7 protein-coding genes and 1 pseudogene are annotated in these 11,871 nt (G+C 64.5%); 4 read left to right on the top strand and 4 right to left on the bottom strand.

The window, feature by feature from the left end:
- Window positions 1–2: 2 nt before the first annotated feature.
- On the bottom strand, window positions 3–2,573 hold the full coding sequence (locus tag P9254_RS03635) for a GcvT family protein (RefSeq protein ID WP_278053696.1): 2,571 nt from the start codon (window positions 2,571–2,573) through the stop codon (window positions 3–5).
- Window positions 2,574–2,626: 53 nt separating this feature from the next.
- Window positions 2,627–4,204 (bottom strand): trimethylamine methyltransferase family protein, encoded by a 1,578-nt coding sequence (locus P9254_RS03630; RefSeq protein WP_095801932.1) that lies wholly within the window; start codon window positions 4,202–4,204, stop codon window positions 2,627–2,629.
- Window positions 4,205–4,459: 255 nt separating this feature from the next.
- Here P9254_RS03630 and P9254_RS03625 point away from each other — a divergent pair.
- The 4 genes and pseudogenes from P9254_RS03625 to P9254_RS03610 all read left to right on the top strand — a co-directional run bounded on the left by P9254_RS03625 (window position 4,460) and on the right by P9254_RS03610 (window position 9,363).
- Window positions 4,460–5,619, top strand: a pseudogene (locus P9254_RS03625) (MFS transporter).
- An 89-nt stretch (window positions 5,620–5,708) separates the two neighbouring features.
- On the top strand, window positions 5,709–7,778 hold the full coding sequence (locus P9254_RS03620; protein WP_278053698.1) for a prolyl oligopeptidase family serine peptidase: 2,070 nt from the start codon (window positions 5,709–5,711) through the stop codon (window positions 7,776–7,778).
- 32 nt (window positions 7,779–7,810) lie between these two features.
- The gene (locus tag P9254_RS03615) at window positions 7,811–7,933 is read left to right on the top strand and encodes a capsid protein (protein WP_066999731.1); all 123 of its coding nucleotides are present in this window, start codon (window positions 7,811–7,813) and stop codon (window positions 7,931–7,933) included.
- Window positions 7,934–7,983: 50 nt separating this feature from the next.
- Window positions 7,984–9,363 carry an aspartate aminotransferase family protein gene (locus P9254_RS03610; RefSeq protein ID WP_278053701.1) on the top strand — a complete coding sequence of 460 codons (1,380 nt, stop codon included), beginning with the start codon at window positions 7,984–7,986 and terminating at the stop codon, window positions 9,361–9,363.
- Between the two features lie 322 nt (window positions 9,364–9,685).
- Here P9254_RS03610 and mmsB read toward each other — a convergent pair whose 3' ends face one another.
- Together mmsB and P9254_RS03600 are read right to left on the bottom strand one after the other, a co-directional pair.
- Window positions 9,686–10,570, bottom strand: coding sequence for a 3-hydroxyisobutyrate dehydrogenase (gene mmsB, locus P9254_RS03605; RefSeq protein ID WP_278053702.1), 885 nt, complete (start codon window positions 10,568–10,570; stop codon window positions 9,686–9,688).
- A 24-nt stretch (window positions 10,571–10,594) separates the two neighbouring features.
- Window positions 10,595–11,761, bottom strand: coding sequence for an isobutyryl-CoA dehydrogenase (locus P9254_RS03600; protein WP_127245701.1), 1,167 nt, complete (start codon window positions 11,759–11,761; stop codon window positions 10,595–10,597).
- Between the last annotated feature and the right edge of the window lie 110 nt (window positions 11,762–11,871).

Genomic DNA, 11,871 nt, shown 5'->3' with positions numbered 1-11,871 from the left:
AATCAGGTGCGCATCTTCTCGCCGCTCGGGTCGAAGGGCGGTTCGACGTTGATGCGGGCCGGGCGGCGGTGGCCGAGGATCTCGATCTCGAACAGGCCGGCGCTCTCGTCCTCGGCAAGGGCCGCCGGCACATAGCCCTGCGCCATCGACTTTTGCACGTAGTGCGCATAGCCGCCCGAGGTCACCCAGCCGACAACGCGCCACTCGCCATCGACGATGCCGCGCACGGCCGAAGCGCCTTCGGCGGCTTCGGAGCCGCGCACTTCCTTGCCCGTCTCGTCGAAGCGCGGCGCGCCGTAGCCATGCGGTTTCTCCACCGTGCCATAATCCTTGCTGACCTTGGCCCAGATCGGCTCGTCGCCCATCACGTCGGCGTCCGCAGCATCGACGATGAAGGAGACGCGGCGCAGCTTCGGCCCTTGCGCCTGCTCCCTGGCAGCCGCCTCGCGGCCAATGAAGTCGTTCTTCTCCAGCTTGATGAAGCGGTCCATCGAGCCTTCGAACGGCCCGTAGATCGGACGCAACTCGCGGAACCAGGTTGGGAAGTTCTTTTCGAGACGCATCGACAGCAGCGCGCGCATGCCGAAATCGACGAGGCCGAATTCCTCGCCTGCTTCCTTGATCGCCTTGTAGACGAGGCGCTGATAGGCGGGGGCCATCCAGATCTCGTAGCCGAGGTCGCCGGTATAGGTGATGCGGTTGACCATGCAGGGCGCGCAGCCGACCGCCATCTCGCGGAAGTCCATGAAGCGGAAGGCCTTGGTCGAGACGTCGACGTCCACGAGTTTCTGCAGCAAATCCCGCGAGCTCGGTCCGGCGATGGACAGGCCGACCAGCGTCTGGTCGAAGCGGTGGATGCGCACAGAACCATCCTTGGGCAGGTGCTTCTCGAACCAGCGCATATGGTATTTCTGCGCGGCCGAAGAGCTCCAGATCATGAAACGGTCCTCACCGGTCTTGGCGATGGTGAAGTCGCCGATCAGCCTGCCGAACTCGTTGACCATCGGGGTGAGCACAATGCGGCCGGTCTTCGGCATCCGGTTGGTCATCAGCCGGTTGAGGAAATCCTCGGCGCCCGGCCCGGAAACTTCGTACTTGGCAAAGTTGGCGATCTCGGTGACGCCGACCCGTTCGCGCGTCGCGCGAACTTCCTCGCCGATCGGGCCGAAATCGTTGGAGCGGTGGAAGGAGACGATGTCCTTTGGCTCGGTGCCCTTTGGCGCGAACCAGAGCGGGGTTTCCAGTCCCCACGAGTCGCCCATGACCGCATTGTTGGCGAGCATCGTGTCGTAGAGCGGCGTCGTCTGCGCCGGCCGGGCGGCCGGCAGTTCCTCGTTCGGGAAGCGGATCGAGAAGCGCCGCGAATAATTCTCGCGCACCTTGGCGTTGGTGTAGCGCAGCGTCGCCCATTCGCCGAAGCGGGCGACATCCATGCCCCAGACGTCGAAGCCCGGATCGCCGTGCACCATCCAGTTGGACAGCGCCAGGCCAACGCCGCCGCCCTGGCTGAAGCCGGCCATGACGGCGCAGGCACACCAGAAGTTGGTCAGGCCCTGGACTGGGCCGACCAGCGGGTTGCCGTCGAGCGCGAAGGTGAAGGGGCCGTTGATGATCTGTTTGATGCCGGCCTTCTCGATGCCGGGGAAATGCTTGAAGCCGATCTCCAGCGACGGCGCGATGCGGTCGATGTCGGGTGGCAAGAGTTCATGACCGAAATCCCAGGGCGTGTTGACCGGCGACCATGGCTTGCAGGCTTTTTCATAGGTGCCGAGCAGGATGCCGTTGCGCTCCTGGCGGGTGTAAATCTCGCCCTTGAAGTCGAGCACGCCGATCATCTCGCGGCCGGTCGATCTGTTGAATTCCTCGACCTCCGGCATCGGCTCGGTGAGCAGGTACATGTGCTCCATCGCCAGCACCGGCAGCTCGACGCCGACCATGCGGCCGATCTCGCGCGCCCACAGCCCGCCGCAATTGACGACATGCTCGGCTTTCACCGTGCCTTGCTCGGTGACGACGTTCCAGGTGCCGTCGGCTTCCTGCGTCAGCTCGACGACGCGGTTGCGCAGCACGATCTCAGCGCCGAGTTTTCGCGCGGCCTTGGCGTAGGCGTGGGTCGTGCCGGAGGGGTCGAGATGGCCTTCGACGGGATCCCACATGGCGCCGACGAAATTCTTCTCGTCCATCAGCGGGAACATCGCCTTGGCTTCGGACGGCGTAATCAGCTCGGTATCCATGCCGAGATAGCGGCCCTTGGCGTGGGCGAGCCGCAGGAAATCCATGCGCTCGGGGGTATCGGCCATCATCACGCCGCCGGTCAGATGCAGCGAGCAGGACTGGCCGGAAAGCTCCTCGATCTCCTTGTAGAGCTGGACGGTATAAGCCTGCAGCTTGGCGACGTTCGGGTCGCCGTTCAGGGTGTGGAAGCCGCCCGCCGCGTGCCAGGACGAGCCGGAGGTCAGGTCTGAGCGCTCGATCAGCATGATGTCGGTCCAGCCGGCCTTGGCGAGGTGGTAGAGCACCGAGCAGCCGACGACACCGCCGCCGATGACAACCGCTTTAACATGGGATTTCATGAAGATAGGTCCGTTTTTGCAGAGACTGAATCGAGTGAGCGGGGCGTGAAAGATCAAAAATCGGTCGGCGCGCCGCCTTCGGCGCGGCGCTTCTCGACGAAGTCGTTGAGTTCCTCGCGGATGGCAGGGTCCATATAGGGCTCTTCGTATGCCGCGAGGCGCTCCTTCCACACCTTGTTGGTGCGTTCCAGCGCCGTCGGCGAGCCCGCCTCGGTCCAGGTCTCGAAATTGCGCCAGTCGGAGACGATCGGCGAGTAGAAGGCTGTCTTGTAGCGCTCCTGCGTGTGCTGGGTGCCGAAGAAATGGCCGCCCGGGCCGACCGACTGGATGGCGTCGAAGCCGAGCGCGTCTTCGGAGAGATCGAGCGGGGTGAGAAATTCGGCCACCATCTGCAGGAGGTCGATGTCGAGGATGGTCTTTTCGTAGGAGCAGCGCAGGCCGCCTTCCAGCCAGCCGGCGCCGTGCATCATCAGATTGCCGCCGCCCTGGATGGCGCCCCAGAGCGAAAAGACGCTTTCATAGGCAGCCTGAGCGTCGACCGTGTTGGCGGCGCAGGTGTTGGAGGTCCGGTAGGGGATATTGTAACGGCGGGCAAGCTGGCCGCCGGCGAGCTGCGCCTTCATGTATTCGGGCGTGCCGAAGGCCGGTGCGCCCGACTTCATGTCGACATTGGAGGTGAAGCCGCCATAGCCGACCGGCGCGCCCTTCTTCACCATCTGGGCAAAGGCGATGCCGGAGAGCGCCTCGGCATTCTGCTGCACCAGCGCGCCGGCGATGGTGACGGGCGCCATGGCGCCGGAGAGCGTGAACGGCGTGACGATCACCGCCTGGCCCATGCTGGCCATCTGGATGATGCCTTCCATCATCGGCACGTCGAGCTTGAGCGGCGAATTGGTGTTGATGATGGTGAAGACCGACGGCTCCTCCATCAGCTGCTCGCGGCTGACGCCGCGCGCGATGCGGGCGATCTCGATGCCGTCGACATTGCGTTCCTTGCCGAGCGAATAGATGTGGAAGACCTTGTCGGTCAGCGTGGCGAGGTCGCGGATGCATTCGAGATGCCGGACCGAGGGATGGATGTCGATCGGCTCGACCGGATAGCCGCCGGTGCACTGCAGGATGTTGTGCATCTGCGCCAGGCGCAGGAAATTGCGGTAGTCGACCTGGTTGCCGGGGCGGCGGCCGCGGTCGAGGTCGGAGCAGTTCGGCGCCGAGGCCATCATCGACAGGATGACGTTGTTGCCGCCGAAGCGCAGATTGTGCGCCGGGTTGCGGGCGTGCAGCGTGAACTCCGGCGGACAGTACGCGATGAGCTCGAGGATCATGTCGCTTTCGAAGCGCACGCGCTCGCTGCCTTCGCGAACGTCGGCGCCATGCGCCTTCATGATGCGGCGGGCTTCCTCATGCAGCACGTCGACGCCGATCTCCTTCAAAACGCGCAGTGAGGCGAGGTGGATCGATTCCAGTTCGTCGTCGGACACCAGCCTCGTGGGCACCAGCGGGTTCTTAAGCTGCCGGAACGGCGGCTGCTCGAAGGCTGCCGATCCGCCGGCGCGTTTGCCAGCACGGCCGCCGCGGCGGGCGCGATCTGTTGCCAATGCCGGTTCGGCGGGATGAAGGGCGGCAGTCATGAGAGGCCTCGTGGGGATGCGAAAGTGGTCGGCATAATGGACCGGCGGCAATGCTGCCGGTAAGGAGGCGGCGACCACTAGGGCGAGGGAAGCGACATGACGGAAGGGCAGATTGGCCCGCCGAATTGCCGCCGCCAAAGCATTCCCTGCCGGCGTTCCTGACAAGGATTGGCTGGAACATGCGCCCTTGCCGTCAGTTGGCCCTTACGGCTGTCGCCGGCAGCGGCTAAGCCTCCGTTGAATGGAGCAGGAATGATGGCTCTGGCGAAATCAGAGACCGGCGAGACGGTGCAGTGGGCGGCGATTACCGGCGTGATCGCGACCGTGTCGGTGTTCGCCATCGCGCAGGGGCTTTCCTATCCGCTGTTGAGCTTCATCCTGCAGCGTCAGGGCGTGTCGCCGGCGGTGATCGGCCTGTCGGCCGCGATGACGCCGGTCGGCTTCATCCTGTCCTCGCCACTGATTCCGGGGCTGGCGCGCCGGTTCGGAGCAGGGCGCACTGCGCTCACGTGCGCCGGGCTCTCGGCACTGGTGCTGGCGCTGATCGGCTGGACGCAGGACGTCTATTTGTGGTTCCCACTGCGCTTCCTGGTCGGCGTGGTCACCAACCCGCTTTATGTGCTCAGCGAAATCTGGGTGATCGCGCTGGCGCCGCCGTCGCGGCGCGGGCGCGTCATGGGGGTCTATTCGACCATCATCTCGGCTGGGTTCGCGGCCGGGCCGCTCTGCCTGCTGGCGGTCGGCACGGACGGTTGGCCGCCTTTTCTGGTCGGCATCTTTGCTTTTCTTTTCTGCGGCGCCTGCCTGGCGGTCGTGGTGAAACGTCTGCCCAGGGTCGACGAGGCAGGTGAAAAAGTTTCGGTGCTGGGCTTCATGCCGCTCGCCTGGCTGCTCCTGTCGGCGGTCGTCGCTGCCGCCGGTTCGAGCAGTCGGTGCTGGCGCTGCTTCCCGTCTATGGCACCCACTTCGACATTCCCGAGACGTGCATGTCGGCGCTGCTGTCGACGATGATCGCCGGCAACATCGCCATGCAGGTGCCGCTCGGCCTGCTCGCCGAAAGACTGACAGCGCGCCTCGTGCGCTTCGGCTGTGTCTCGGTGACGGTTCTTGGCTGCGCGCTCTTGCCGGCGCTCATCGAGACGCCGCTGATCTGGCCTTGCGTCTTCATCTGGGGCGCGGTGTCCTACGGGATCTACACGATGTCGATCATCGAGCTCGGCGAGCGTTTTACCGGCTCGGCGCTGGTCGCGGGCAATGCCGCCTTCTCCTTGATGTGGGGCGTCGGTGGCATCCTCGTGCCGCCGCTGACCGGCGGCGTGATGGACCTGATCGGCGCCGCGGGGCTTCCGGTGACGCTCGGCACGATCTGCGCGGCGCTGGCTGTCGCCACCATCATTCGCCGGCAGGTGGTGTAGGGCCGGCTGGCTGAGCGCAGGCAGCGCTGCCCTTGAATGTTGGCGCGGCGAACGCGATGTAGGCAGGACCGCGAGACCCGGAGACCCGCATGACCAGCCCGATGACCCAAACCCAGCCTGAATTGCCGGTCGAGGATCCTTTCCTGTGGCTGGAGGATCGCAACGGCAAGGAAGCGCTCGACTGGGTCCATCGCCAGAATGCGACGACTGTCGCCGAACTGCAGGGCGATTCATCCTATCAGGCGGCATTCGAGACCGCGCTCGACCTGATGACGGCCGAGGACAATATCCCGGTCGGTTCGGCGCTCGCCGGTTACGTCTACAATTTTTGGCAGGACAAGACCAACGCGCTGGGCTTGTGGCGCCGCACGACAGTCGCCTCCTACAAGACCGACAAGCCGGAATGGGAAACGATTCTCGATTTCGATCAGCTCTCGGCCAAGGAAGGCGTGAAATGGGTGTTCGGCGGCGCGAGCCGGCTCTATCCCGATTTCGACCGCTGCCTGCTGTTCATGTCGCCGGACGGCGGCGACGCCAGCGAGATGCGCGAGTTCGACATTGCGACCAAATCCTTCGTCGAGGACGGGTTCCGGGCACCGGCTTCGAAGTCGGGCTTTTCCTGGCTGGACAGGGATACGGTGATCGTCTCGGCGGCTTTCGAGGACGAGGACAAAACTCAGTCAGGCTATCCGCGGGTGATCAAGCTCTGGCGGCGCGGCACGAAGCTGGAGAAGGCAACGTCGATCTTCGAGGGCGAAAAAAATCATCTCGCGGTCGGCGGCGGCGTGGAGTTCGATGGCGACAAGAAACATGTCATGCTCGGCAAGACCATCGACTTCTTCACCTCGCACAGTTTTCTGCGGATGGCTTCGGGCGAGAACCGGCGCATCCCGCTGCCCGACGACGCGACCGACACGGCGATCTTCAAGGGACAGCTCGTCTTTGGCGTCCGCAGTCCGTGGACGGCGCCGGACGGCACGCGCTGCCTGCCGGATGGGCTCTATTCCGTGGATTTCGACCGCTGGATTGAAACCGGTTCGTTCGAACCGGTCGAGACGCTGCTCAAACCGGAGCCCCGCGTTTCAATCGCAGGTCTCGCGAGGACGCAGGACCGGCTGTTCATCAACCTGATGGACAATGTGCGCGGCAAGGTCCTCGTTTGCGACCGCACCGGCAATGGCTGGTCGGTGAAGCCGGTCGACCTGCCCGACAACGGCAATGTCGGCATCAGCCATGCCGAGCATTTCGGCTCCAGCGTCTCCTTCTCCTTCACCGATTTCCTGACGCCGAGCTCGATCATTTGGTCAGACGACAATGGCGACTCGCTTCAAACCGTGAAATCGCAGCCGCCGCGCTTCGATGCGTCGCCCTATGTTTCGGAGCAGTTCGAGGCGCGCTCGAAGGACGGCACGATGATCCCGTATTTCGTCGTCAGGCGGCGCGACCAGACGGGACCGGTGCCGGCTCTGCTCTATGGCTATGGCGGCTTCGAAGTGCCGCTCTTGCCCGGCTATGCCGGGATCCGCGGCAGGCTCTGGCTGGACAAGGGCAATGCCTATGTGCAGGCCAATATCCGCGGCGGCGGCGAGTTCGGCCCGGCGTGGCATCAGGCGGCGCTCAAGGGTAAGCGCCAGAAGGCGTTCGATGATTTTGCCGCGGTCGCCGAGGATGTGGTCAGGCGCGGCATTACCACGGCGGCACAACTCGGCATTCAGGGCGGCTCGAATGGCGGCCTGCTGACCGGCGTCTCGCTGACGCAGCGTCCGGAGCTGTTCGGCGCCGTCCTCATCGACGTGCCGCTGCTCGACATGCTGCGCTACACCGAACTGCCGCCCGGTGCCTCGTGGATGGCGGAATATGGCGATCCGTCAAAGCCGGAGGAGGCGGCATGGCTCGCCGCCTATTCGCCCTATCAGCGTGTGGCGACCGGTGCCGTCTATCCGCCGGTGCTGCTGATGACCTCGACCGCGGACGACCGCGTCCATCCGGGGCATGCGCGCAAGATGGCGGCGCGGCTGCAGGCCGCCGGTCACGGCAAGACGCTGTTCTTCGAAGAGACCGAAGGCGGCCATGGCGGGCGCGGCGATCGCCGGCCCCAGGCCGCGCAGACGGCGATGCGCTACGTCTTTCTGCAGCGCACGCTTGCCGGTCCAGCTTGAATTGGTGGCCGTTGGCGGCTTAATGTGCCGCCATGGTCCGCATCAGCACATCAGGCGCCTTCGGGGTCGCGGTGACGCCGTCACCGCGCACGCTGCGCGCCGAGCTTTTGCGGCTGTGCGCCCGCATCGGCTATTCGCCGCCCCGTTTCCTCTGACGAATCCGCCCCGGCCACCGCCGGATTGATTCAAGAGGAAAGACAAACCCATGACTTATCAGAACTATTCGCTGAAGCAGCTTCAGCAGATCGATGCCGCGCATCACCTCCATCCCTTCACCGACCATAAGGAACTGCGTGAAGCGGGCTCTCGCATCATCACCCACGCCAAAGGGCCGTTCATCTATGATTCCGACGGAACGGAAATCCTCGACGGCATGGCGGGCCTCTGGTGCGTCAATGTCGGCTACGGCCGCGACGAACTGGCGGAGGCCGCCTACGCCCAGATGAAGGAGCTGCCCTACTACAACTCCTTCTTCAAGTGTTCGACGCCTACACCGGTGCTGCTGTCGGAGAAGCTGGCGGAACTGGCGCCGGAGCATGTCGGTCAGGTCTTCTACGGCTCGTCCGGCTCCGAGGCCAACGACACAGCGCTGCGGCTCGTGCGCCACTATTGGGCGCTCGAAGGCAAGCCTGAGAAGAACCGGATCATCTCGCGCAAGATGGCCTATCACGGCTCGACGATCGCCGGCACCTCGCTCGGCGGCATGGAGCCCATGCACAAGCAGCTCGGCGGCGCGGTGCCGAACATCGTCCATGTGATGATGCCCTATGCCTATGAGCTCGCGCTGGCCGGCGAAAGCGACCACGATTTCGGCCTGCGCGCCGCCAAGGCCGTCGAGGACGCCATCCTCCAAGCCGGCGCCGACAAGGTCGCCGCCTTTATCGGCGAGCCGGTGATGGGTGCGGGCGGTGTGAAAATCCCGCCGATCAGCTACTGGCCGGAGGTGCAGCGCATCTGCCGCAAATACGATGTGCTCTTGATGCTCGACGAGGTGATTACCGGCTATGGCCGCACCGGCGAATGGTTCGCGGCGCAGACCTTTGACGTCCAGCCCGACACCATCACCACCGCCAAGGCGCTGACCTCCGGCTACCAGCCGCTGTCGGCGCTCCTGGTCGGCGACCGCATCAGCAGGACGCTCGTCGAAAAGGGCGGCGAGTTCTACCACGGCTACACCTATTCCGGTCACCCGGTCGCGTGCGCGGTGGCCCTGAAGAACCTCGAGATCATTGAACGGGAAGGTCTGGTCGAGCGCGTCAGGACCGACACCGGTCCCTATTTCGCGCAGGCGCTGCAGGAGCGCATCGCCGGCCACAGGCTGGTCGGCGAGGTGCGCTCGATCGGTCTTATGGGTGCGATAGAGATCGTCAAGGACAAGGCGACCAAGGAACGATACCTGCCGTCGGGAAGTGCGGCGGTCGTCGTGCGCGATCACGCGATCTCGCAGGGCATGATGCTGCGCGCCACCGGCGACACGATGATACTGTCGCCGCCGCTGATCTGGACGCGCGACACCATCGACATGGCCTGCGAGCGCATCGCCAAGGCGCTCGACCTTGCCGAGGCGGATTTGCGAAAGCGCTGAGAAAACACAGCCGGGCGCCCTTGCTGGAGGGTGCCCGGCGACCCGAATCTGCAGCGAAGCCTTGCCCAGACGCAAAAACCGCGTCCCAGAAGGGAACGCGGCTTTGCCAGATAAGCATGGCGTTTCGCTACTCGAGACCTGCGAAACTTACGGGCTCCGGTACGCGAGACCTGATCCGGAGCGCCGGGCGGTTGCGATGTCCGCCTCGCAGTCCGTTTTAAAGGCACATCGTTACCGGTGAGTTAGCGAGACCTTAAGCAAATCTAAATTTGCCGGATTTCTGTCGAAAAAATTTGGCTAATAACCCTTTGCAAGCAGCTGCTTAGGTTTGATCGCCGCGCAGGAAATTTATGATGCCGGAAAAGTCGGCGCCTGCGTTGCCCTGCGCATTGAACAGAGCGTAGAGCTGCGTCGCCTCGGCGCCCAGGGGCGTCACGGCGCCGGCGCTATGCGCGGCTTCCTGCGACAATTTCAGGTCCTTGAGCATGAGGGCGGCAGCAAAACCCGGCTTGTAGTCGCGGTTGGCGGGCGACGCCGGAACAGGGCCGGGCACCGGGCAGTAAGTGGTCAGTGACCAGCACTGGCCGGAGGAGGTGGAGGCGACGTCGAACAGCGCCTGGTGCGACAGGCCGAGTTTCTCGGCGAGCACAAAGGCTTCGGCGACGCCGATCATCGAAATGCCGAGAATCATGTTGTTGCAGATCTTGGCGGCCTGGCCGGCGCCGTCACCGCCGCAATGAACGATGCGGCCGGCCATCGGCTTCAGGATCGGCTCGGCAGAGGCGAATGCTGCATCCGACCCGCCGGCCATGAAAGTGAGCGTGCCGGCGGTGGCGCCGCCGGTGCCGCCGGACACAGGCGCGTCGATCGAAGGCAAGCCGTGCCTGGCGGCAATGGCGTGAGCCTTGCGTGCCGATTCGACATCGATGGTCGAGGAATCGATCAGCAAGGCGCCTTTCTTCGCCTTGGGCGCGATGTCCTCGTAGACCGACAACACATGCTTGCCGGCGGGAAGCATGGTGATCACCACGTCGGCGTCCTTCACCGCGGCGACGGCATTGGCCATGACGGTGACGCCATGCTCTTTTGCGATCGTGAGGTTCTCCGGCACGAGGTCGAAGCCTTGCACCGCATACCCCGCCTTTACGAGGTTGGCAGCCATTGGGTTGCCCATATTGCCAAGGCCGATGAAGGCGATCGTTGCCATCGTTGTCTCCCGAAATTTGCTGCTTCAGCGGCCGATCAGCGTTCGCGCGATGATGACGCGCATGATCTCGTTGGTGCCTTCGAGGATCTGGTGGACGCGCAGATCACGCACCAGCTTCTCGATGCCGTAATCGTGCAGATAGCCGTAACCGCCATGCAACTGCAGCGCCTCGTTGGCGATGTCGAAGCCGATGTCGGTGACGAAGCGCTTGGCCATCGCCGACCATTTGCCGGCATCCGGCGCCTTGCGATCGAGCTTCGAGGCGGCGGCATAGAGGAAGATGCGGGCCGCCTGCAGCTCCGTCTCCATGTCGGCCAGCCTGAACTGCAGGGCCTGGAACTGGTTGATCTTCGATCCGAAGGCCTTGCGCTCGCTCGTGTAGGCGAGCGCCTTGTCGAGCGCCGACTGCGCGCCGCCCAGCGAGCAGGCGGCGATGTTGAGCCGGCCGCCGTCGAGCCCGGCCATGGCGATGCCGAAGCCCGCGCCTTCGGTGGCAAGCAGGTTCTCGGCCGGCACCTTGCAATCCTCGAAGATGACCTGGCGGGTCGACTGCATATGCCAACCCATCTTGTGCTCATTGGCGCCGAAGGAGAGGCCGGGCGCATCCTTGGGCACCACCAGGGTCGAAATGCCTTTGGGCCCGTCGCCGCCGGTGCGCGCCATGACGACATAGAGGTCGCTGTCGCCAGCGCCCGAGATGAACTGCTTGGCGCCGTTCAAGACATAGTCGCCGCCGCTCCTCACCGCTCTCGTCTTCAAGGCGGCGGCATCGGAGCCGGAGCCGGGCTCGGTCAGGCAATAGCTCGCCAGCCATTCCATGGAGGTCAGCTTCGGCAGGAAGCGCCGGCGTTGCTCGTCGCTGCCGAAGCGGTCGATCATCGACGCCGCCATGTTGTGGATGGAGATGAAGGAGGAGAAGGCCGGATCGGCATGCGCCAGCGCCTCGAAGATCAGCACCGCATCCAGCCGACCGAGCGCCGAGCCGCCGACATCGTCGCGGACATAGATGCCGCCCAGGCCGAGCGGCCCGGTCTCGCGGATCACGTCGGCCGGAAAGTGCTTTGCCCGGTCCCAGTCGAGCGCGTTCGGCGCGACCCGATCGGCCGCGAAGGCCTCAGCCATCTCCTTCATGGCGCGCTGTTGCTCGGTGAGTTCGAATTGGCCAGTGCCCGCATCGACTGCCGCGTCCATGGCGTGCTCCCTGTCGTTTCAGGCCTTGTGGCCTGTCGTTTTTGGCTTTGCGCAGCGATCAATCTAGACCAATGATGCCGCCGCGCAACCCAGCCCGCCGTGGACCGGCT

Source organism: Mesorhizobium sp. WSM4983, assembly GCF_029625765.1.
Lineage (GTDB): Bacteria > Pseudomonadota > Alphaproteobacteria > Rhizobiales > Rhizobiaceae > Mesorhizobium.
Note: the sequence above shows the minus strand (reverse complement) of the source record. Positions and strands in the feature narration are given on the sequence as shown.